Source organism: Streptomyces sp. NPDC048606 (genome assembly GCF_040650855.1).
GTDB lineage: Bacteria > Actinomycetota > Actinomycetes > Streptomycetales > Streptomycetaceae > Streptomyces.
The window spans coordinates 122,777-144,076 of sequence record NZ_JBEZIB010000008.1 but is presented as its reverse complement, the minus strand read 5'-3'; the positions used below and the strand labels follow the sequence as shown (position 1 = coordinate 144,076).

General features: G+C 74.0%; 20 protein-coding genes. 6 read left to right on the top strand and 14 right to left on the bottom strand.

From position 1 onward, the window contains the following. Nucleotides 1–39 precede the first annotated feature (39 nt). From AB0D01_RS11345 to AB0D01_RS11325, 5 genes are read right to left on the bottom strand one after another with little or no spacing between them, the layout of a single operon-like run. Nucleotides 40–885: a glycosyltransferase gene (locus AB0D01_RS11345; RefSeq protein WP_363054967.1), complete on the bottom strand. Its 846-nt coding sequence runs from the start codon at nucleotides 883–885 to the stop codon at nucleotides 40–42. 35 nt (nucleotides 886–920) lie between these two features. Next, nucleotides 921–1,700, bottom strand: coding sequence for a CDP-alcohol phosphatidyltransferase family protein (locus tag AB0D01_RS11340; RefSeq protein ID WP_363054868.1), 780 nt, complete (start codon nucleotides 1,698–1,700; stop codon nucleotides 921–923). Further along, entirely contained in the window at nucleotides 1,678–2,739 is a 1,062-nt protein-coding gene (locus AB0D01_RS11335; RefSeq protein ID WP_363054867.1) for an iron-containing alcohol dehydrogenase family protein, read from the bottom strand. The genes AB0D01_RS11340 and AB0D01_RS11335 overlap by 23 nt, the downstream gene beginning before the upstream one ends. Beyond that, nucleotides 2,727–3,479 (bottom strand): phosphocholine cytidylyltransferase family protein, encoded by a 753-nt coding sequence (locus AB0D01_RS11330; RefSeq protein ID WP_363054866.1) that lies wholly within the window; start codon nucleotides 3,477–3,479, stop codon nucleotides 2,727–2,729. Before AB0D01_RS11330 ends, AB0D01_RS11335 begins: the two co-directional genes overlap by 13 nt. Beyond that, on the bottom strand, nucleotides 3,476–5,119 hold the full coding sequence (locus tag AB0D01_RS11325; protein ID WP_363054865.1) for a DUF5941 domain-containing protein: 1,644 nt from the start codon (nucleotides 5,117–5,119) through the stop codon (nucleotides 3,476–3,478). Before AB0D01_RS11325 ends, AB0D01_RS11330 begins: the two co-directional genes overlap by 4 nt. On the opposite strand from AB0D01_RS11325, the gene AB0D01_RS11320 reads away from it, so the two are divergent. From AB0D01_RS11320 to idi, 3 genes are all read left to right on the top strand, one after another. Then, nucleotides 5,093–5,230, top strand: coding sequence for a hypothetical protein (locus tag AB0D01_RS11320; RefSeq protein ID WP_363054864.1), 138 nt, complete (start codon nucleotides 5,093–5,095; stop codon nucleotides 5,228–5,230). The genes AB0D01_RS11325 and AB0D01_RS11320 overlap by 27 nt on opposite strands. A 529-nt stretch (nucleotides 5,231–5,759) precedes the next feature. Then, nucleotides 5,760–6,998 (top strand): bifunctional class I SAM-dependent methyltransferase/N-acetyltransferase, encoded by a 1,239-nt coding sequence (locus AB0D01_RS11315; protein WP_363054966.1) that lies wholly within the window; start codon nucleotides 5,760–5,762, stop codon nucleotides 6,996–6,998. Nucleotides 6,999–7,151: 153 nt separating this feature from the next. Beyond that, on the top strand, nucleotides 7,152–7,751 hold the full coding sequence (gene idi / locus AB0D01_RS11310; RefSeq protein ID WP_363054863.1) for an isopentenyl-diphosphate Delta-isomerase: 600 nt from the start codon (nucleotides 7,152–7,154) through the stop codon (nucleotides 7,749–7,751). 50 nt (nucleotides 7,752–7,801) lie between these two features. Here the strand turns inward: idi and AB0D01_RS11305 are convergent, their stop codons facing one another. Together AB0D01_RS11305 and AB0D01_RS11300 are read right to left on the bottom strand one after the other, a co-directional pair. Beyond that, nucleotides 7,802–8,302 carry an ATP-binding protein gene (locus tag AB0D01_RS11305; protein WP_363054965.1) on the bottom strand — a complete coding sequence of 167 codons (501 nt, stop codon included), beginning with the start codon at nucleotides 8,300–8,302 and terminating at the stop codon, nucleotides 7,802–7,804. Between the two features lie 130 nt (nucleotides 8,303–8,432). After that, nucleotides 8,433–9,035, bottom strand: coding sequence for an HdeD family acid-resistance protein (locus tag AB0D01_RS11300; protein ID WP_363054964.1), 603 nt, complete (start codon nucleotides 9,033–9,035; stop codon nucleotides 8,433–8,435). A gap of 210 nt (nucleotides 9,036–9,245) precedes the next feature. Here AB0D01_RS11300 and AB0D01_RS11295 point away from each other — a divergent pair, with 210 nt between their 5' ends. Beyond that, on the top strand, nucleotides 9,246–9,992 hold the full coding sequence (locus tag AB0D01_RS11295; protein WP_363054862.1) for an enoyl-CoA hydratase/isomerase family protein: 747 nt from the start codon (nucleotides 9,246–9,248) through the stop codon (nucleotides 9,990–9,992). On the opposite strand, the gene AB0D01_RS11290 is transcribed toward AB0D01_RS11295, so the two are convergent. Further along, nucleotides 9,970–10,605 carry a DJ-1/PfpI family protein gene (locus AB0D01_RS11290; protein WP_363054861.1) on the bottom strand — a complete coding sequence of 212 codons (636 nt, stop codon included), beginning with the start codon at nucleotides 10,603–10,605 and terminating at the stop codon, nucleotides 9,970–9,972. The two genes, AB0D01_RS11295 and AB0D01_RS11290, sit on opposite strands and share 23 nt — an antisense overlap. A gap of 103 nt (nucleotides 10,606–10,708) precedes the next feature. Next, nucleotides 10,709–11,716 (bottom strand): GlxA family transcriptional regulator, encoded by a 1,008-nt coding sequence (locus AB0D01_RS11285; RefSeq protein ID WP_363054860.1) that lies wholly within the window; start codon nucleotides 11,714–11,716, stop codon nucleotides 10,709–10,711. A gap of 146 nt (nucleotides 11,717–11,862) precedes the next feature. On the opposite strand from AB0D01_RS11285, the gene AB0D01_RS11280 reads away from it, so the two are divergent. Both AB0D01_RS11280 and AB0D01_RS11275 read left to right on the top strand, forming a co-directional pair. Further along, a complete protein-coding gene (locus AB0D01_RS11280) occupies nucleotides 11,863–13,125 on the top strand; it encodes an ArsB/NhaD family transporter (RefSeq protein ID WP_363054963.1) in 1,263 nt (420 codons plus the stop codon). A gap of 98 nt (nucleotides 13,126–13,223) precedes the next feature. Next, a complete protein-coding gene (locus AB0D01_RS11275; protein WP_363054859.1) occupies nucleotides 13,224–14,861 on the top strand; it encodes an ABC-F family ATP-binding cassette domain-containing protein in 1,638 nt (545 codons plus the stop codon). Nucleotides 14,862–14,904: 43 nt separating this feature from the next. Here the strand turns inward: AB0D01_RS11275 and AB0D01_RS11270 are convergent, their stop codons facing one another. From AB0D01_RS11270 to AB0D01_RS11250, 5 genes are all read right to left on the bottom strand, one after another. Then, a complete protein-coding gene (locus AB0D01_RS11270) occupies nucleotides 14,905–15,684 on the bottom strand; it encodes an SDR family oxidoreductase (protein WP_363054858.1) in 780 nt (259 codons plus the stop codon). An 82-nt stretch (nucleotides 15,685–15,766) separates the two neighbouring features. Beyond that, nucleotides 15,767–16,957 carry an MAB_1171c family putative transporter gene (locus tag AB0D01_RS11265; RefSeq protein ID WP_363054857.1) on the bottom strand — a complete coding sequence of 397 codons (1,191 nt, stop codon included), beginning with the start codon at nucleotides 16,955–16,957 and terminating at the stop codon, nucleotides 15,767–15,769. After that, nucleotides 16,947–17,459 carry a hypothetical protein gene (locus AB0D01_RS11260; RefSeq protein WP_363054856.1) on the bottom strand — a complete coding sequence of 171 codons (513 nt, stop codon included), beginning with the start codon at nucleotides 17,457–17,459 and terminating at the stop codon, nucleotides 16,947–16,949. The genes AB0D01_RS11265 and AB0D01_RS11260 overlap by 11 nt, the downstream gene beginning before the upstream one ends. Before the next feature lie 269 nt (nucleotides 17,460–17,728). Further along, nucleotides 17,729–20,230 (bottom strand): Tex family protein, encoded by a 2,502-nt coding sequence (locus tag AB0D01_RS11255; RefSeq protein WP_363054855.1) that lies wholly within the window; start codon nucleotides 20,228–20,230, stop codon nucleotides 17,729–17,731. A gap of 129 nt (nucleotides 20,231–20,359) precedes the next feature. Further along, nucleotides 20,360–21,223 (bottom strand): hypothetical protein, encoded by an 864-nt coding sequence (locus AB0D01_RS11250; protein WP_363054854.1) that lies wholly within the window; start codon nucleotides 21,221–21,223, stop codon nucleotides 20,360–20,362. Nucleotides 21,224–21,300 lie beyond the last annotated feature (77 nt).

The window sequence follows — 21,300 nt, the reverse complement described above, 5'->3', positions numbered from 1 at the left end:
GGACCCGTGATCGGGCCCATGCTCCCAGACGCGAGCTTGTCAGATGACGGGCGGTCGACCCAGCCGGGTCAGCCGCCAGACCGTGCGCCACCTCATGGGGCGCCGGGGACCGCAGGGGGTGGTCCAGCCCTCCTTGAACCCGCCGAACCAGGCCTTGAGGGCCGGCCCGGAGGGCCTGCGGACGAGCGTCAGGGCGAGCCAGACGCCCAGGTACACCGGGACCAGCGGGGCCGGCAGGTTGCGGCGGGCCAGCCAGACCCGGTTACGGGCCACCATACGGTGGTAGACCGCGTGGCGGGACGGGGCCGTCGTCGGGTGGAGCAGCACCATGTCCGCGCGGTAGTCGATCAGCCACCCCGCGTCGAGGGCCCGCCAGGCGAGGTCGGTCTCCTCGTGGGCGTAGAAGAACTCCGCCGGCAAGGCCCCGACCTGCTCGAACACCTTCGTCCGGACGGCGTTGGCGCCGCCCAGGAAGGTGGTGACGCGGGAGGAGCGCAGCGGGTCCGAGGCGCGCAGCCGCGGGACGTGCCGGCGCTGGGTGGCGCCGGTGTCCGGGTCGGCGATGCGGAAGCTGACGATGCCCAGCCGGTCGTCCTCGGCGAAGGCCCGGCGGCACAGGTCGGCGGTGTCGGTGCGCTCCAGCAGCCCGTCGTCGTCGAGGAAGAGCAGGACGTCCACGTCACGGCCGCCGGGGCCGAAGGCCTCGATGCCGACGTTGCGCCCGCCCGGGATGCCGAGGTTCTCGGGCAGCTCGACGGAGCGCACGCCCTCGGGGAGCCCGGTCACCTTGACGCCCTGGCCGACGACGACGACCTCGACGGGGTCGCCCTCCTGGCGCGCGACGGAGTCCAGCAGGGCCTTCAGCTCGTCGGGGCGGTCGCCCATGGTGATGATCACGGCGCCCAGCCGCGTCGGCGCGGTCACTTCAGCCTGCTGGAGGCCAGGATCGACACCAGGTGCAGAACCGTCTGGAGCAGCGCGATGCCGGCCAGGACGGCCACCCCGAGCCGGGAGAAGTACAGGTCGCCTCGGATCTGGTCGAGGACGGCCAGCAGCAGGATCAGCAGGGAGGCCTCGATGCCGAGGACCAGCCGGTGGAACTTGAGCGCGGCGGCGGCCCGGCGGGCCAGCGCCATGCCGGCCGAACGCGGTTCGGCGGCGGACTCCTGGACCACGGGCTTGCCGACCTGGTGCCGGGCGACGCCGACGAGGTCCGTCTCGGACTTGATCAGGATCGCGCCCAGGGCCGCGAGGGTGCCCAGGAAGGCCCACAGCCAGTCGACGCGCCCGCCGCCCCACAGGTCGGACGCGCGCAGGCCGAAGCCGACCAGGACCGCCGCGTCGCACAGGTAGGCGCCGACCCGGTCGAGGTAGACCCCGGACAGGGAGAACTGCTTCTTCCAGCGGGCCACCTCCCCGTCGACGCAGTCCAGCAGCAGGTACAGCTGGACCATCACGACGCCGAGGACCGCGCCCCAGACGCCCGGCACGAGCAGGGCCGGGGCGGCGAGGACGCCGGCGAGGGTCATCACGTAGGTCAGCTGGTTGGGCGTGACCCTGGTGGTCACCAGGAGTCGGGTGACGCGCAGGGAGACCTCGCGCATGTAGAGGCGCCCGCCCCAGTGCTCTCCGCTGCGCCGGTCCTTCACGCCCGCCGGGTGGACGACGGGCCGCAGTTCAGCGATGGATGGTCTGGACATAGTCGGCGTAAGCGTCCCTGATATCGGCTGCGGACAGGTTGAGGTGCTCCAGGATGGTGAAGCGTCCCGGGCGGGTCTGGGGTGCGTACTCGACGGCCGCGACGAACTCGTCGACGCTGAAGCCGATCTCCTCGGGCAGCACGGGCAGCCCGTGGCGGCGCAGCACCTCGACGAAGAGCCCGGACTGCTCGCCGGCCCCCCGCAGGTGCATCGCGAAGGCCGCGCCGATGCCGACCTGCTCGCCGTGGAGCGCGGAGCGACCCGGGTAGAGGAGGTCGAAGGCGTGGCTGATCTCGTGGCAGGCGCCGGACGAGGGGCGGCTGTCACCGCTGATCGACATGGCGATGCCGGAGAGCACGAGGCCCTCGGAGAGCACGGTGAGGAACTCGTCGTCGCCGCAGCCGCCGGGGTGGCGCAGGACGGACTCGCCCGCGGTGCGGGCCATGGCGGCGGCCAGTCCGTCGACGGCCTCGCCGGTGATCCGGTGCGAGAGCTCCCAGTCGGCGATCGCCGAGATGTTGGAGATCGCGTCGCCGATGCCGGCGCGGATGAAGCGGGTGGGGGCCTCGCGGATCACGTCCAGGTCGATGACCATCGCGATCGGGGTGGGGACGCCGTAGGAGCCGCGCCCGTTGTCGTTGTCCAGGATGGACACCGGGGAGCAGATCCCGTCGTGCGACAGGTTGGTGGCCACGGCCACCATGGGCAGGCCGACCCGCGCCGCGGCGTACTTCGCCACGTCGATGATCTTGCCGCCGCCCAGGCCCACGACGGCGTCGTAGCGGCGACCCTTTATGTCGTCGGCGAGCTTGACCGCGGAGTCGATGGTGCCGTCGACGACGGGGTACCAGTCGGCGTGCGGCAGGGCCGGCTCCAGGCGGGCGCGCAGCGCCTGCCCGGAACCGCCGCTGATCGCGACCGCGAGCTTGCCGGACGCGGAGATGCGCTGGTCGGCGAGGATGCCGTCCAGTTTGTCCATCGCCCCGCAGCTGATGTCGACGACGACGGGGGAAGGGATCAGCCGCGTCAGTACTGGCATGCGATCGTCCGGCCCTTGGCGAGGTCGTCGTGGTTGTCGATCTCGACCCACTTCACGTCGCCGATGGGGGCCACGTCGATCGTGAAGCCGTCGTTCACGAGCTGCTGGTAGCCGTCCTCGTAGTAGAGGTCGGGGTCGCGCTCGAAGGTGGTCTTCAGGGCCTCGGCGAGCGCCTCGGCGGCCTCGGGCTCGATGAGGGTGACGCCGATGTACTCGCCGGTCGCGTCGGCGGGGTCCATCAGCTTGGTGATCTTCCGCACGCCCTCGCCGTCGGCGGTGACGACCTTCATCTCCTCGTCGGCCAGGCTCTTGACCGTGTCGAGGGCCAGGATGATCTTCCGGCCCTCGCCGCGGGCGGCGAGCAGCGTCCTCTCGACGGAGACGGGGTGCACGGTGTCGCCGTTGGCGAGGATCACGCCCCGCTTGAGGACGTCACGGGCGCACCACAGGGAGTAGGCGTTGTTCCACTCCTCGGCCTTGTCGTTGTCGATCAGCGTGATCTTGACGCCGTACTTGGCCTCCAGCGCCTCGCGGCGCTCGTACACGGCCTCCTTGCGGTAGCCGACGACGACGGCGACCTCGGTCAGGCCGACCTCGGCGAAGTTGCCCAGGGTCAGGTCGAGGACGGTGAGGCTGTCCTCCTGTCCCTCGGGGCCGACGGGCACGAGGGCCTTGGGCAGGGTGTCGGTGTAGGGACGCAGGCGGCGTCCGGCACCGGCAGCGAGTACAAGGCCGATCATGCTGGTTCTCCTTCGTCATGTACGGCGGGTGCTCCGGCGGAGACCCAGAAACGGATGCTCTCCACGAGCACCACCAGAGCCACGAACACGGCCAGGACCGTGAGCGCGACGGGGAAGTCCGCGGGGCGCCCCGACAGGGCGGCGGCCGACACCGCGACGAGCAGCACCCGGCCTTCGTGCCCGCCGGTGCTCCGCACCAGCCAGTGCGGGGGCGCTCCGGTGCCACCGCGGATGCGGTAGACCGTGTCGTAGTGATGGTAGGCGACCGCCGCGATCAGGCCGAATGCCGCCGGGAGGGCTCCGGGGACGTCCGCCTTGGCGGCCAGGACCAGCACCGTGGTGTACTCCGCGGCCCGGAACAGCGGCGGCAGCAGCCAGTCCAGGGGCCCCTTGAGCGGCCGGGCGACGGCGAGGCCGCTCAGCACCGCGTACAACAGGGCCACCGCGACGAGGGTCACGCTCCCGAAGGGCTGGAAGAAGGCCGCGGCGACCAGGGCGAGCGCGGCGAGGACCACGGCGGGCAGCCGCGCGGCGGTCGGGAAGCGGCCCCCGGCTCGGGCGGCGAGTTCGGCGAGCGGCCCGGAGTCGGCGAGGTCGGCGAGGGCCCGCGCGGCACGGTCGGTCCGGGTGGCCCTTCGGGTCAGCGAGCGCAGGACGCGGCCGGCGGTGGTGTAGAGGGCGCCGAAGGCGCAGCCCACGAGGAGGGCGTAGAAGACGATCCGGGGCGTGGTGAGGGCCGTCAGGACGGCGATCATCGCCCAGCGCTCACCGATGGGCAGGATGATCATCCTGCGGGCCCACACGGTCCAGCCGACGCTGTCGAGGCGGTCGGAGAGGGCCGCGGTGGGGCTCGTGTTCGCGGTGGCGTCGTGGTTGGCCTCGTTGAAGGAGAAGTCGACGACGTGCCGGCAGGTCATGAGGACCATGGCGCCGAGCGCGAGGGCCCATACGTCGTCCCCGTCGCGGGCGGCGCCGAGCGCGAGGCCCGCGTAGAAGGAGTACTCCTTGGCCCGGTCGAAGGTGGCGTCGAGCCAGGCGCCCATCGTCGAGTACTGGAGCGAGTAGCGGGCGAGCTGCCCGTCGGTGCAGTCCAGGACGAAGGAGACGAGCAGCAGCACGCCGGCCGTGACGTAGCCCCAGCGGTCGCCGGTGGCGGCGCAGCCCGCGGCGATGAGCGCGGTGATCAGCGAGGCGGTGGTGACCTGGTTCGGGGTCAGGCCCCGGCGGGCGCACCAGCGGGCGATGTAGCGGGAGTACGGGCTGACGAAGAAGGTGGTGAAGAACCCGTCGCGGGACTTGACGGCCGTCCGCAGCCGGACGGCCTCGTCGTCGACGGCGGCCACCTCGGCCAGGGCCCGGTCGCGCTCCGCCCCCGGTGCGGGGACGGCGGCGACGAGCGTGCCGAGCTCGGGGCGCCGGACGTCGGTCCCGGAGGCCTCGACGGCGGCGGCGAGCCGGTCCGGGTAGGGGCCGGATCCGGCCCCTACGCTCTCGGGCGCCAGGGCCGCGGCCCGGTCGAGGGCTCCGCGCGCGCCGGCCTGGACGGCGAGGGCGCCCGTGACCGCGCAGGCGTCGAAGCGCGGGTCGGTCAGGGCCAGGCGCAGGGCGTGCGGGTGACCGACGAAGGCGCTGTCGACCACCGCCACCCGCTCGTGGGCCGGTACGTCGGCCAGCGCGGCGGCGGCGTCCTCGGGCCCGGGGACCGGGCGGACGTCGAAGCCGAGCGAGCGGAGCTCGTCCTGGAGCGGTGATCCGGGTACCGGCGGGCCGGTGAGGATGACGGTCGACAGACGAACTCACTCCTTGCGACGAACACGTTCGACGGGCCGCTCGGCGGGCGCCCGAGGGGGCGGCGGCACGTCGGCAGAGGCTATCGGATGAATGGAAGGCGTCGTTCACCAGCCGTTCGGCCCTGCTGTTACGCTGGACGGCGTACGTGCACGAGTCTCGTACACCTGTTCTCCCGACCGCTTCCCGGCGGTCGTGCACAGACCGAGTACAGACCGTCACGTGGAGCCTTACGGGTCCGAGAGAGGAAGAGGTGGGTTGATGACCGTCGTAGTGGTCGCGGCCGTGCGCAGCGAACTCCGGTACATCCCCATTTCCCTCCGGGCGTCCGGCCGGGTCTGATCTCACCGATCCCAACCCGTCGGCCGGAGCCCCCGTTCACAAGGGTTCACGTTGTCCGACAACACCCGTCACACCACTTCCACCCCGACCTCCACCTCCACCACGCCTGATTCCGCCTCCCCCTCCCCCGAGGCGGTCTTCGCGGCGTTCATGGAGCTGCACGGCGGCCTGCCCCGGCAGTCCCCCGGCTCCGACGCCTCCACCCGTCACCTGCTGTCCCTGTCCGGAGCGCTGCCCGAGCGGCCGCGCGTCCTGGACCTGGGCTGCGGTCCGGGCCGCAGCGCGCTGCTGCTCGCCGCCGAGGCCGGCGGCGCCGGCCGCGCCGAGGTGACCGCCGTCGACCTGCACGAGCCGTTCCTCGACGAACTGCGGGCCGCCGCCGACGCGCGCGGCCTCGCCGACCGGATCCGGCCCGTCCGGGCCGACATGGGGGCGCTCCCCTTCGAGGACGGCTCCTTCGACCTGGTCTGGGCCGAGGGCTCGGCCTACAACATCGGCTTCGACCGCGCGCTCGCCGAGTGGAAGAGGCTGCTCGCGCCCGGCGGCACGCTGGTGCTGAGCGAGTGCGAGTGGACCACCGGGGAACCCTCGGCCGGCGCCCGCGCCTTCTGGGACCCCCAATACCCGCTGCGGTCGGGCTCCCGCAACATCGCCGCCGTCCAGGCGGCCGGGTACCGGCTGCTGGGTCTGCTGCCCCAGCCGGACTCCGACTGGGCCGAGTACTACGGTCCGCTCGGCGAGCGGGTCCGCGAGGCCCCGGGCGGCGACGCGGCCCGGGCCGTCGCGCTGGCCGCCGTACGCGAGGAGCTCGCCGTACGGGAACGGCACGGACACGAGTACGGGTACACCGGCTACGTGCTGACCCCGGTGCGCGCCGGCGACGGCGACCCGCGGCGGACCCGTCCGGAGACGGAGTCCGATCGGGCGGCCGTTCGGGGCGTCAACCTGGCCGCCTTCGAAACCCCGCTGGAGGCTGATCTCGTGGACGCGCTCCGCGCCGACGCGGCCTGGCTGCCGGGGCTGTCCTACGTGGCCGAGGGGTCCGACGGTGCGGTGGTGGCGCACGCCCTGCTGACCCGGTGCGAGGTGGACGGCGCACCGGCGCTCGCGCTGGCGCCGGTGGCCGTCGATCCGAAGCTGCAGCGCTCCGGCGCGGGCAGCACGGTGGTGCGCGCGCTGCTGGCGGCGGCCCGGGAGCGGGGGGAGTCGCTGGTGCTGGTGCTGGGCCATCCCGCCTACTACCCGCGCTTCGGCTTCGTACCGGCCTCCCGGTTCGGCATCCGGGCACCCTTCGAGGTGCCGGACGAGGCGATGATGGCGCTGGTACTGGACGATTCCGTTCCGGTGCCGACGGGGACCATCGCGTACCCGGCGCCGTTCGGCGTCTGATCCCGCGTCCGAAGGTGCCGGCGACCCGCTGAGCACGCCCCTCCCCGCCGCCCTACCACGCGGCGGGGAGGGGACATGCGCGGATCACCGAAGTGGGGACAAGCCTCTTTTGTACGGCAGACTGAAGGTCGAAGTCCGAAGCGAAGGATGGGTATGCCGACCACACCAGCCACCGACGCAGGCCACGCGTCCCCCGGCACCGGCACTCAGGAACCGATCATGCTCGAACTGGTCGACGAGTCCGGGAACACCATCGGCACGGCGGAGAAGCTCTCCGCGCATCAGGCACCCGGGCTCTTGCACCGGGCGTTCTCCGTGTTCCTCTTCGACCAGCAGGGCCGGCTGCTGCTCCAGCAGCGCGCCCTCGGGAAGTACCACTCCCCCGGCGTCTGGTCGAACACCTGTTGCGGGCACCCCTACCCCGACGAGTCGCCGTTCGCGGCGGCCGCCCGGCGCACCCACGAGGAGCTCGGCCTCTCGCCCGCGCTGCTCGCGGAGGCGGGGACCGTGCGCTACAACCACCCGGACCCGGCGTCGGGCCTGGTGGAGCAGGAGTACAACCACCTGTTCGTGGGACTGGCGCGCTCGACGCCGCGACCGGATCCGGAGGAGGTCGGCGACACCGCGTTCGTCACGGCCGAGGAGCTGGCGAAGCGGCACGCCGAGGCACCCTTCTCCGCCTGGTTCATGACGGTGCTGGACGCGGCCCGGCCCGCGATCCGCGAGCTGACGGGCGACGCCGCCGGCTGGTAGCGGTGGCCGGGGCGAACCGCGGCGGCGGGCTCGGGCGGCCGGGCCCGCGCTCAGCCGACGGCGGCCGGGGCCGGGGTGGTCAGCGGCAGGGCCGCCCAGATCACCTTGCCCCCCGTGGAGGTGTGCTCGACGTCGCACACCCCGCCGGCCTCGCGCGTGATCTCGCGCACGAGCAGCAGGCCCCGGCCGCCGGTCTGGCCGAAGTCGGCCTCCAGCGCCTTGGGCCGGTACGGGTGGTTGTCCTCGACGGCCACCCGTACCCACGCCCGCCCCACGGCCACCTCGACGGCCACCTCGGGGGAGAGAAGCGCCGCGTGCCGGACCGAGTTCGTCACCAGCTCGGAGACGATCAGCAGCAGGGAGTACACCACGTCCCGGTGGGCCGGCACCCCCTGGCGGCCGAGCAGGTCGCGCACGGCCCGGCGGGCCTGCGGAACGGATTCTTCTACCGCGGGGGCGGTGAAGCGCCACACCCCTTCGTACGCGAGGGGGTCGGCCGGAGCCGGCACCTCACCTCCCCCGGCCGGCGGGACACTCCCGCTCTCGTTCATCTTCCGGCCCCCGTCTTCACGCTCGATCGTCTCCACGTGTCAAGAGTGGAGAAGACGCTGGTCCGGACCGGACCGCTGACCATAAGTCAGCGGCAATCGGACGCTTTTTGACCGCCGGCGTATGACGGAGTCAGTTGTTCGACCGTTCCTGATCCGATGTGCCCGGAGCGGGGGTGGCCGCGCCGGGGTCCGCGGCGCCGCCCACGACCGTACCCTCGGGCTCCTCGTCCTTGACGAGGCCCAGGATCCGCCGGGCTCCCATGCCCAGGGCGATCAGGCTCAGCCCGTCGAACAGCAGGGCGAGCGAGAAGAACGCGCCGATCACGTACTGGCTGCTGCCCGGCCAGCTCCACAGGACGAGGATCCCGAGCAGGACGCCGAAGGCGCCCTGGACGAGGGTGAGCCCGAAGTGCGCCCCGCGCACCACGAGGGCGCCCGCGAGCCGGAACACGCCTCCGATGAGGAAGAACAGCGCCGCGAACATGGTCAGCGCCTCGGCACTGGCCTCGGGGCGCCGCAGGATCACGAAACCGGCGGCGATGTTGATGGCGGCCACGATGACGGCCAGCCAGAAGTAGTTGCTCTTGCGCGCCTGCACCGCCTGCACCAGGCCGATCACGCCACCGATCAGCAGGAGCCAGCCGAACAGGAACATCGAGGTGAGGGTCGCGAACCCGGTGTAGCAGAGGCCCACCAGCCCGGCGAGGACGAGGACGACCCCGAGCAGGGCCATCAGGCCGAAGCCGCGGCTGAGTTTCCTTCGGTCCTGCTGCGGACCCGTGCGGCCGTGGTGAGCGCCGCGGCCCGTGTGATCGGCCGGGTGGTCGGTGCGGTCGGTGCCCATGGACGTGTGCCACCTTTCAGCACCCCCCGCGACGGACTCCCCCGGTCGGACGGACTCCCCCCGATCATAGGATCGGGCGCCCGGGATAGCATCCGGCGCATGGACGCAGGCCTGCACTCCTCCGTGTCCGACGGCGTGGCCACCGTCGTGATCTCGCACCCCGCCAAGCGGAACGCCATGACGGCCGCCATGTGGCGGGCGCTGCCGCGCGAGCTCGCGCGCCTCGGGGCGGATCCCGACGTGCGCGTCCTGGTCCTGACGGGGCACGGTCCCACCTTCTGCGCGGGCGCGGACATCTCCTCCCTCACCGGGGACGACGACCCGCAGGCCCTCGCGGTGGCGGCGGAGGAGGCCCTCGCCGCGTTCCCGCTGCCGACGATCGCGGCGGTCCGCGGGTTCTGCGTGGGGGGCGGGAGCCAGCTGGCCGCCGCCTGCGACCTGCGGTTCGCGGAGGAGGGCGCCTCCTTCGGGGTGACCCCCGCCAGGCTGGGGATCGTCTACCCGCCCTCGTCCACCCGGCGGCTGGCCTCCCTGGTCGGCCCCGCCTGGGCCAAGTACCTCCTCTTCTCCGCCGAGCTGATCGACGCGGACACCGCGCTGCGGGCGGGCTTCCTGAACGAACTGCTGCCGGCCGGTCGGCTGGACGAGCGGGTGGCCGCGTTCGCCCGGACCCTCACGACCCGCTCGCGCCTGACGCAGGCGGCGGCCAAGGAGTTCGCCGACGGCCGCGCCGACCGGGACGGGTACTGGGCCGGCCAGGCGGCCGGCAGCGGCGACACCGCCGAGGGCGTCGCCGCCTTCCTGGAGCGCCGGACGCCGAAGTTCAGCTGGCGTCCAACGGATTGACCGCGCGCAGCGCCGCGACGATCGGGGCGGGGGCCTTCTCCGGCGAACCGGCGTCGTAGGGCGGCTGGGGGTCGTACTCGCACATGAGCTGCACGGTCTGCGCGAACGTGTCGCCGGCGATCCGGCCGAGGAGGCCGAGGCCCATGTCGATGCCGGAGGAGACCCCGGCGGCGGTCACGTACTTGCCGTCGTAGACCACCCGGTCCCCGGTGGGCTCGGCGCCGAAGGGGCGCAGCCGGTCGAGGTAGAGCCAGTGGCTGGTGGCCCGGCGGCCGTCGAGGAGGCCGGCGGAGGCCAGGAGCAGCGAGCCGGTGCACACGGACGTGGTCCAGGTCGTCGTCGCGTCCACGGAGCGCAGCCAGTCGAGGACGGCCGGGTTGTCCATCTGCAGCTCGGGATGCGGGCCGCCGGGCACGATCACGATGTCGGGTCGGGTGACCTCGTCGAGGGCCTTGTCGGCGACGAGCGCGAGGGAGCCGTTGTCGGTGCGCACGGGCCCGGGGTGTTCGGAGACGAAGACGACCTCGGCGTCCTGGAGCCGGCCCAGGGTGTCGAAGGGACCGATGGCGTCGAGGGCGGTGAAGCGGTCGTAGAGCAGTACGGCGATCTGCATGGCTGGCTCCTCGGGAGCGGACGGTGTGCGGTCGCGCCGCCCGGGATCGGGCGGCGGTCGTACGGGAACGGCCGTACGGGGACGGCCCGTGGGGACGGTCGGGTCAGAGCGGGTCGAGGGCGGGGACGCGAGCGGGGGGTGCGGCGGGCGGCGTGGGGCCGAAGCGGCGGCGGTATTCGGCCGGGGACTGGCCGAGGTGGCGCAGGAAGGCGCGGCGCAGCGCCTCCGGGGTGCCGTACCCGCACGCCCGGGAGATCTGCGACACCCCCTCCCCCGTGTCCTCCAGCAGCCGCCGCGCGTGCTCCACCCGCACCCGCTCCACGTACCTCCCCGGCGTGACCCCCGTCTCGGCCTGGAAGGCGCGCGCGAAGTGTCGCGGGGACAGCGCGGCCCGCCCGGCGAGAGCCTCCACGCTCAGATCGCCGCCCGGATGCTCGGCGATCCACCGCTGGACCTCCCGCAGCGGCTCGCGCCGGGCGGTCTGCGCCGCGAGCTGGGCGCTGAACTGCGCCTGGTTGCCCGGCCGGCGCAGGAACACCACCAGGTGCCGGGCGACCAGCAGGGCCACGTCCCGCCCGTGGTCCTCCTCGACCAGGGCCAGGGCCAGGTCGATGCCGGCGGTGACCCCGGCGGAAGTGGCGACGTGGCCGTCGCGGACGTAGATCGGGTCCGGTTCCACCGTCACCGCCGGATAGGCGCGGGCCATCCCCTCGCACGCGTTCCAGTGGGTGGTGGCCCGGCGGCCGTCGAGCAGTCCCGCCTCGGCGAGCAGCAGGCCGCCGGTGCACACGGAGACCAGGCGGCCCGCGCGTCCCCCGTACGCGCGCAGCCACTCGGTGATCCGGGGCTCGAAATCGCCCGAGTACCGCCCGCCGGGGACCAGCAGGGTGGTGTCCGCGTCGGGCCGGGCGCCTTCCAGCGGGCCGTCCGGAAGCAGGTTCAGACCGCTGTCGGTGCGCACCGGGGTGCCTCCCGGGGAGACCGTCCGGATCGTGTAGCCCTCCCGGTCGCCGGGGCAGCGCGAGGCCCCGTTGAACACCTCGACCGGGCCGGTCACGTCCAGGCTCTGGACCCCGTCGTAGAGGACGACCAGTACGTTTCGCGACGTCATGCCTCCATGGTGTGACGCACCGCCGATGGCCGCAATGACGGGGATCCCACCTATCCGGCCATCGGGCATCCGGTGCGGGGCGGCCCGGGCGGGGCTGCGATCCTTGGCTCCGGCCCGTCACCGACCCGTCCTTCCGGAGCAGCGCCCTGAACACCGTCCTCGCCGAGTCCCTCTCGGCCGCCCTGCTCCTGTGCGTCCTGGGCTTCGCCGTGCTGCGCCCGCGCGGACTGCCGGAGGCGGCGGCCGCGGTGCCGGCGGCCGGGCTGCTGGTGGCGCTCGGCGCGGTGTCGCCGTCCGACGCCTGGGCGCAGGTCCGCGAGCTGCTTCCGGTGGTTGGCTTCCTCGCGGTGATCCTGGCCCTGGCCCAGCTGTGCGCGGACGAGGGGCTCTTCCGCGCGGCCGGCGCGGCCGTGGCCCGCAGGGCGGCCGGCGGTGGCCCCGTCGGGCTGCTCGGCGGGGTGTTCCTGGTGGCCTCCGGGGTGACGGCCGCGCTCAGCCTCGACGCCACGGTGGTGCTGCTGACCCCGGTGGTGCTGGCGACGGCCGCCCGCCTCGGGGCCCGGCCGGCCCCGCACGTCCACGCCACCGCGCACCTGTCCAACTCGGCGTCGCTGCTGCTTCCGGTGTCCAACCTGACCAACCTGCTGGCCTTCGCCGCCAGCGGGCTCACCTTCACCCGGTTCGCGGCCCTGATGTTCCTGCCCTGGGTCGGCGCCATCGCCGTCGAGTACGCCGTCTTCCGCCGCTTCTTCCGGGCCGACCTGGCGGCCCCGCCCGAGCACGTCCCCGAGGCGGTCGAGCCGGCGCCGATGCCGCGGTTCGCGCTCGTGGTGCTGTCGCTGACCCTGGTCGGCTTCGCCGTGGCCTCGGTCGCCGGGGCGAGCCCCGCGTGGGCGGCGCTGGCGGGCACGATCGCCCTGGGGGTACGGGCCCTGCGCCGCCGGGAGACGACGGTGCGGCAGGTCGTGGCCTCGGCCGCTCCCGCGTTCTGCCTGTTCGTCCTCGCGCTCGGGGTGGTCGTCCGGGCCGTCGTGGACCACGGGCTCGGCGACGGCCTGGCCCGGGTGCTGCCGGAGGGGGACTCCCTGCCGACGCTGCTCGCCGTGGCCGGGGTGGCCGCCGTCCTGGCCAACCTGATCAACAACCTGCCCGCCGTGCTGGCCCTGCTGCCGTTGGCGGCCGGCGGCGGGGCGGGGCCGGTCCTGGCCGTGCTGATCGGCGTGAACATCGGCCCGAACCTCACCTACGCGGGCTCGCTGGCGACCCTGCTGTGGCGGCGGGTCCTGCTGGAGCACGGCGTACCGGTGGGCCTCGGCCGCTTCACCCGGCTCGGCCTGCTCACCACCCCCGCCGCCCTGGTGGTGGCCGTGACCGCCCTGTGGTGCGGGCTGCGCCTGATCGGCGCCTAGGGACTTCCGGCTCGGTGCGGGGCGGGCCGGCGGGGGTCGCGGGCGGGCGGGCGGTGGCCGCCGGGGGTGCGGCGGGGCGCGGATAGGATCGGGGCATCATGACTGCAACCCTCGTCGCCAAGAAGCTCACCGCCGCGCACGGTGAGCGCACGCTCTTCGCCGATCTCGACCTCGTGGTGGCGCCCGGTGACGTCATCGGCCTGGTCGGCGTCAACGGCGCCGGCAAGTCGACCCTGCTGCGGATGCTCGCCGGGCTCGACACCCCCGAGACCGGTGAGCTCAGGCTGTCCCCGCCCGGCGCGTCCGTCGGCCACCTGCCCCAGGAGCCGGAGCGGCGCGAGGGCGAGTCGGTCCGTACCTTCCTGGCCCGCCGCACCGGGGTCGCCGCCGCGCAGGCGGAGCTCGACGCGGCCACGCAGGGACTCGTCGACGGCACCCCGGGAGCGGACGACGCGTACGCGGAGGCCCTGGACCGCTGGCTGGACCTGGGCGGCGCCGATCTCGACGAGCGGGCCGAGGAGGTGGCCGGCGAGCTCGGGCTCTCGGTGAGCCTGGACCTGCCGATGGCGGCCCTGTCCGGCGGGCAGGCGGCGCGGGCGGGTCTCGCCTCGCTGCTGCTGTCCCGCTACGACGTGTTCCTCCTCGACGAGCCCACCAACGACCTCGACCTCGCCGGTCTGGAGCGGCTGGAGCAGTTCGTCAAGGGGCTGCGCGCGGGCACGGTCGTCATCAGTCACGACCGCGAGTTCCTCACCCGGACCGTCACCAAGGTCCTGGAACTGGACCTGGCCCAGCAGCAGATCAACCTCTACGGCGGCGGCTACGAGTCCTACCTGGAGGAGCGCGAGCGCGCCCGCGGTCACGCCCGCGAGGAGTACGAGGAGTACGCGGGCAAGAAGGCCGCCCTGGAGGGCCGGGCCCAGATGCAGCGCAACTGGATGGACAAGGGCGTGCGCAACGCCCGCCGCAAGGCGAGCGACAACGACAAGATCGGCAAGAACCTGCGCGGGGAGTCCAGCGAGAAGCAGGCCGCCAAGGCCCGCCAGACGCAGCGCGCGATCGAACGGCTGGAGGTGGTCGAGGAGCCGCGCAAGGAGTGGGAGCTGCGCATGGAGATCGCGTCGGCCCCGCGCTCCGGCTCGGTCGTCGCCACCCTGCGCGAGGCGGCCGTGCGGCGGGGCGACTTCGCCTTCGGGCCGGCGAGCCTCCAGATCGACTGGGCCGACCGGGTGGCGATCACCGGGGCCAACGGCGCCGGCAAGTCCACGCTCCTCGCAGTGCTGTTGGGCCGGCTCGCCCCGGATTCGGGCGCCGCCGGCCTCGGTTCGGGCGTGCTGGTCGGCGAGGTGGACCAGGCGCGCGGGCTCTTCCTGGGCGACGAGCCGCTGCTGGAGGCGTTCTGCGCGGCGGTGCCGGACACCGAACCGGCCGAGGTCCGCACGCTGTTGGCCAAGTTCGGCCTGAAGGCGGCGCACGTGCTGCGTCCGGCGGCGACCCTCTCCCCGGGCGAGCGCACGCGCGCGGCCCTGGCGCTGCTCCAGGGGCGCGGGGTGAACCTGCTGGTCCTGGACGAGCCGACGAACCACCTCGACCTGCCGGCGATCGAGCAGTTGGAGGCGGCCCTCGACGCCTACGAGGGCACCCTGCTGCTGGTGACCCACGACCGCCGGATGCTCGACGCGGTCCACGTGACCCGCCGCCTGGAGGTCGCGGAGGGCAAGGTCACGGAGCTGTAGCCCGGCCCCCGCACCGCCCGGTGCGGTGCGGTGCGGCCGTGCGTCAGGTGCGCGTCCCCGTCGGGGCCGCGCGCCTGCGGGCCATCTTCCGGGCGACGAACCCGCGCGGCAGGTGGCGTACGGCCAGGGCGTACGCCCGGTAGCGTCGGCCCGTGACGCTGATCGGGCGGCGCCGGGCGAGGTCGCTCAGGGCCTTGGCGACCACCGCCTCGGGCTCCAGCCACACCGCCTCGCTCAGGGCGCTGACGTCCATGCCGGCCCGCTCCTGGAACTCGGTGCGGGTGAAGCCCGGTACGACGGCCAGCACGCGCACACCGTACGGCTCCATGTCGACGCGCAGGGATTCGCTGAAGGCGGTGACCCAGGCCTTGGCCGCCCCGTAGGTGCCGGTCGGCAGCAGGCCCGCGACCGAGGAGACGTTGAGGACGGCGCCCCGGCGCCGCTCGCGCAGGCCCGGGAGCAGGGCGTGGGTGAGCCGCAGCGGCACCTTGACCAGCAGGTCGAGCATCCGTTCCTCGTCCGCGTACGGGTTGTACGGGAAGGGGGCGGGCAGTCCGAAGCCGGCGTTGTTGACCAGGACGTCGACCGGTCGGGCGGTGCCGGCGAGCCGGGCGGCGACGCGTTCGAGGTCGCCGGTGTCGAGCAGGTCGGCGGGCAGGACCTCGCAGACCGTCCCGAACTCCCCGGCGAGCGATGCGGCGACGGATTCGAGGCGTTCCCTGTCGCGGGCGACGAGGACCAGGTCGCAGCCCTTGGCGGCGAAGCCGCGCGCGAAGGCGGCGCCGAGTCCGGCGCTGGCGCCGGTGATGAGTACGGTGGTCAACTGGGTCCCACTTCCTGCGGTTCGGTGCGCGGGGCCGCGCGCGGCGGTCCCGTACGGCGGATCGGTCGGCGTCGGTGGCCGGTCAGGCCGCGCCGGGGGCGAAGGCGGTCGCGGCCCGCGAGTCGTAGGCGCGGGCGACGTCCACGAGGAAGCGGGCCTCGCCCTCCAGGTCGCCGCCCTCCCCCGAGGCCCTGATCTCGGCGGGCAGTTCCAGGCCGGGGGTCGGCCCGGGCACCCCGGTCCGCCCGGCGAGCTTGGCCTGGCGCGCCTCCTTCAGTACGCAGGCCAACGCCGCGGCCGCGCGCCGGGGTTCGGGGATCCCGCTGCCGGCGACGTGGCTGCGCGCCCGCTCCGTCGCGCCGGGGGCCGCGTACTCGCCCAGGATCAGGATCGCGTCGCGGGTCTCGATCACCTTGCGGTAGACGAGCAGGTCGCGCGGTACGGGCGGCCACAGCAGCTCCAGGACCCGGCCCGTGCGGGGCTCGGAGAGCACCACGTGCGGGACGGCCTGGACCAGGTCCCGCCACAGCGGCCACAGCCGCCAGGCGGTGGCGATGTCGGCGGTGGTGCGGCGCAGGGTGAACAGGGTCGGGACCAGGATGGCCGCGGCCCGCAACAGGCCGTGCAGGTTCATCAGCAGGGGCAGGGCGGGCATCGCCCAGGTGGTCCCGAACAGGGCCTTGAGCAGGAAGGCGAACCAGAACAGCCCCGCCAGCGCCGTGCCGAGGCCGAACAGGCGCAGTCCGGCGGCGAGCCCGCGGCTCTCGGTGCGCCGGCTGTAGCGCCAACAGACCCGCACGCAGATCGTGTTGGCGACGAGGTGGGCGGAGACCAGGACGAGCCAGTAGGAGAGCGAGGGCACCGGGGCGCCGGCGGACCCGATGGTGTGGGGGCCGTGCGCCGGGGCCGCCAGGTCCAGGGTCAGGAGGGTGGCGAGCCAGGCGGCCGTGCCCGCGCAGGAGGCCAGGCGCAGGCGCGGGCCGCGGGTGGCGGCGGCGACGAAGTAGAGGACGGCGCCGGCGGACAGCACCCCGATGACGTTGCGGACGAGGCCGACGGAGTGCGCGTAGCCGGGATCGCGGCTCATGGCGTAGGCGACGACGGCGGGCAGGTTCAGGGTCATCGCGGCGGCGGCGGTGGCGACCGCGAGCCACAGTCCGCGCTGCTCCGGGGAGCGCAGGGCGCCGGGGGCGCGCAGCAGGACGGCGGCCCACAGGGCGAGGACGCTGGGGAGGGCCAGCCGGTCGCCGAGGGCGAGCAGCTCAGCCGCCATCGCGCACGCCCCGCTCGTAGCCCATGGCGGACTCCAGCCGGGCGAGCGCGCCCCGGGCGGCGGAGGCGGGCCGCGCGTGCGCGGCGCCGGAGGTGCGGATGCGGACGCGGATCATGCTGGCGAGCATCTCCGCCTCCCGCTCCTGGCGGGTGCTGTAGTCGGTGCGGCCGAGGACCACGGGGGCGTGCCCGTCGCTCTCCTCGCCGTCGAGGGAGTGGTGGCCGAAGAGGATGTGGCCCAGTTCGTGCAGCACGATGTGCTCGCGGTGCAGGGGGGTGGTGCGGTCCTCGTAGAAGACGTGGTCGACCGTGTCGGTGCCGACCCACAGTCCGCAGACCCCGGACGCGGCGGCCTCCTCGGGGAGCGGGTGCAGGCGGATCGGCCGGCCCCGGCGCTCGGCGATGCGGGCGCACAGGGTGTCGAGGGACAGCGGTGGCGCGAGGTCCATGTGACCGAGAATCACCTCGCACCGTTTGCGCAGGCTGAGGTTCCGGTGGGGCATGTGCGGTTCCCTCCGCGGACCCTTTCGCGGGCAGCGTCGGTAGGCGTGGGTGGGTGGCGGCATGGCGTCCTGTGCCTTGGGGCGGGCTCGGGGGTGGGGCCCCGGTGGGGGAATGCGGAACGCCCGTTCGCGCGTGACGAACGGGCGTTCCACCATCCCTACAGACGTGCCGGGCGGGTTGGCAAGGCATTCCCGCTGGTGGGGTGCCTATTCGGCCATTCCTGCCGCTTCGTGCCGCTTCCCGCCGGCCGGCGGGGCCGGTCGCCGTGTCAGGAGCGTCCCCGGCCCTGGTCGGGGCCGGTGAGGCCGGCCCGGCGCAGGGCGTCGGCCATGGCGCTGTTGGCCGGCGCGGGCGCCGAGGAGGGACGGCCGCCGCCCTGCGCGCCCTGGCGGCGGTCGCCGGCGCCGCCGCGTCCGCCGCGTCCGCCCTGGCCCTGTCCCTGACCTCCGCTCCGTCCCTGGCCGTTGCCGCCGTTGCCGGTCTGGCCGGTCTGGCCGCCGCCGCGCTGCTGCGGCGGGCGTCCGCCGCCGCGGCGGTCCTCGCGCCGCTCCTCCCGCCGGCCGGGCACTCCGGCGCCGCGTTCGGCGCCGGCCTCGTCCTCCAGGCGCAGGGTCAGGGAGATGCGCTTGCGGGGGATGTCGACGTCCATGACCTTCACCCGGACGATGTCGCCGGGCTTCACCACGTCGCGGGGGTCCTTGACGAAGGTCTTCGACAGGGCGGAGACGTGCGCGAGGCCGTCCTGGTGGACGCCGATGTCGATGAAGGCGCCGAAGGCGGCCACGTTGGTGACCACGCCCTCCAGGATCATCCCGGGGGCCAGGTCGCCGATCTTCTCGACGCCTTCCTTGAAGGTGGCCGTCTTGAAGGCGGGACGCGGGTCGCGGCCCGGCTTCTCCAGCTCGCGCAGGATGTCGGTGACGGTCGGGAGGCCGAAGGAGTCGGTGACGAACTGCTCGGGCCGCAGGGAGCGCAGGACGGAGGTGTTGCCGATCAGGGCCGCGACCTCGGCGCCCGCGGTCTTGCCCATCGCCCGCACCACCGGGTAGCTCTCGGGGTGGACGCTGGAGAAGTCCAGCGGGTCGTCGCCGCCGCGGATGCGCAGGAAGCCGGCGCACTGTTCGTAGGCCTTCGGGCCGAGGCGGGCGACGTCCTTGAGGCCCTTGCGGCTGCGGAAGGGACCGTTGGCGTCGCGGTGGGCGACGATGTTCTCGGCGAGGGTGCCGCTGATGCCCGAGACCCTCGACAGGAGCGGCGCGGAGGCGGTGTTGACGTCGACGCCGACGCCGTTGACGCAGTCCTCGACCACCGCGTCGAGGGAGCGGGACAGCTTCACCTCGGACAGGTCGTGCTGGTACTGGCCGACGCCGATGGACTTCGGGTCGATCTTGACGAGTTCGGCGAGCGGGTCCTGGAGCCGACGGGCGATGGAGACCGCGCCGCGCAGCGACACGTCCATGTCGGGCAGTTCCTGGGAGGCGAAGGCCGAGGCCGAGTACACGGACGCGCCGGCCTCCGAGACCATCACCTTGGTGAGCTTCAGCTCCGGGTGGCGGGCGATGAGGTCGCCGGCGAGCTTGTCGGTCTCGCGGGAAGCGGTGCCGTTGCCGATGGCGACGAGCTCGACCGCGTGCTCCTTCGCGAGGCGGGCGAGCGTGGCCAGCGAGGCGTCCCACTTGTTGGCGGGAACGTGCGGGTGGATCACGTCGGTCGCGACGACCTTGCCGGTCGCGTCGACGACGGCCACCTTGACGCCGGTGCGGAAGCCCGGGTCCAGGCCGAGGGTGGCGCGGGTGCCGGCGGGGGCGGCGAGCAGCAGGTCGCGCAGGTTCGCCGCGAAGACCCGTACGGCCTCGTCCTCGGCGGCGGCGCGCAGCCGGGTCCTCAGGTCGATGCCGAGGTGCACCTGGATCTTGGTGCGCCAGGCCCAGCGGACCGTGTCCGCGAGCCACTTGTCACCGGGGCGGCCGCGGTCGGCGACGCCGAAGCGGCGGGCGACGATGCCCTCGTAGGTGGACGGGCCGGGGGTGTCGGCGTCCTCGGGGGCCTCGGGCTCCAGGTCCAGGACGAGGACGTCCTCCTTCTCGCCGCGCAGCATGGCGAGGACGCGGTGCGAGGGAAGGGCGGTGAAGGGCTCGGCGAAGTCGAAGTAGTCGGCGAACTTGGCGCCCGCCTCCTCCTTGCCCTCGCGGACCTTCGCGGCGAGCCGGCCGCGCCCCCACATGCGCTCGCGGAGGTCGCCGATCAGGTCGGCGTCCTCGGCGAAGCGCTCGGTGAGGATGGCGCGGGCGCCCTCCAGGGCGGCGGCCGGGTCGGCGACGCCCTTGTCGGCGTCGACGAAGGCGGCCGCGGCGGCGGCCGGGTCGACGGAGGGGTCGCTCAGCAGGCCCTCGGCCAGGGGCTCCAGGCCGGCCTCGCGGGCGATCTGGGCCTTGGTGCGGCGCTTGGGCTTGAAGGGGAGGTAGATGTCCTCCAGTCGGGCCTTGGTGTCGGCCGCGTTGATCCGGGCCTCCAGCTCGGCGTCGAGCCTGCCCTGCTCCCGTACGGATTCCAGGACCGCCGCGCGGCGGTCCTCCAGCTCGCGCAGGTACCGCAGCCGCTCCTCCAGGGTGCGCAGCTGGGCGTCGTCGAGCATCTCGGTCGCTTCCTTGCGGTAGCGCGCGATGAACGGCACGGTGGAGCCGCCGTCGAGCAGCTCGACGGCGGCCTTGACCTGCCGCTCCCGTACGCCGAGCTCCTCGGCGATCCTGCCTTCGATGGACATCGTCACTGCGGTCCCGCCTGCCTTCGTTTGCGTGGAAGGCTGCCAATTGTGGCAGGTGGCCGCGGCGGACGTCGGGAGGCCTGCGGGTCGCGGTCGGGCCTCGCCGGTCGGGCCTTGTTGCTCAGGCCTTGCCGGTCAGGCCTTGCCGGTGAGGTCCGCCGGGAAGGCGCCCCCCATGACGGCCCGGCGCACGAATCCGCCGCCGAGTTCGTGGAGGCGGGCGAGACCGGCGGCGCCGAGGTGCTCGTAGGGGGCGGCGTCGAGCCGGTCGGTCTCGGTCTCCAGGCGCTCGCGCAGGGCTGCGCCCTCCTCGGTGAGTTCCCCGGCGGCGTCGAGGGCTCCGCGGGCGCGCAGCCGGTCGGCGGCGGCGTCGAGGTCCTCCTGTCGCCAGCCGCGGATGCCCTTGACCCACTTCGGCCTCATGCCGTGCCCGGTGGCGGTGTGGCTGACCAGGGCTTCGAGGGGGTCGAGGCCGGTGATCAGGAGGGCGGCGAGGTGGCCGTCGCCCCGGTGCTCGCGCAGCAGGGTGGTGGCGTGCCACAGCCGCAGGTGGGGCTCGGTGGGGACGGGGAGGTCCGCGTGGGCGGCGTAGAGGGTGCGGCCGTGCCGGGTGCAGGCCTCGGCGGCGCGCAGGGCGAGGTCGGCGGCCTCGGCGAGTTCGGGCGACTCGACGGCCTCGGGTCCCAGGACGCGGCGCAGGGTGGCGTCGACGGCGCGCAGTCGGGCGGCGAGGGCCTGTTCGGGCGTCAGGGTCCGCCAGACGGCGGGCAGGTGGGTGGCGACGAGGTCGTGGCGGTAGTTGTAGAAGGCGGCGGTGACCGCGCCGGGGCCGACGGCGCCCATGGCGGCCGAGCGGGAGGCGAGGTTGACGGCCACGGAGTCGGTGACGCCGAGGGCGGCGTACTCGGTGGCGAGGTCGCGGGAGAAGTAGACGGTGGAGTGCAGGGGGTTGATGGCGGCGTGCCAACAGCGGCGGGCGGCGTGCGCGGGAAGCGTCATGCCCCGCAGGTTACCGACCGCTCAGTATGTCCGGTACCCCCGGGAGCCCCGGCACCCCCGGGAACCCCGGCGTTCCC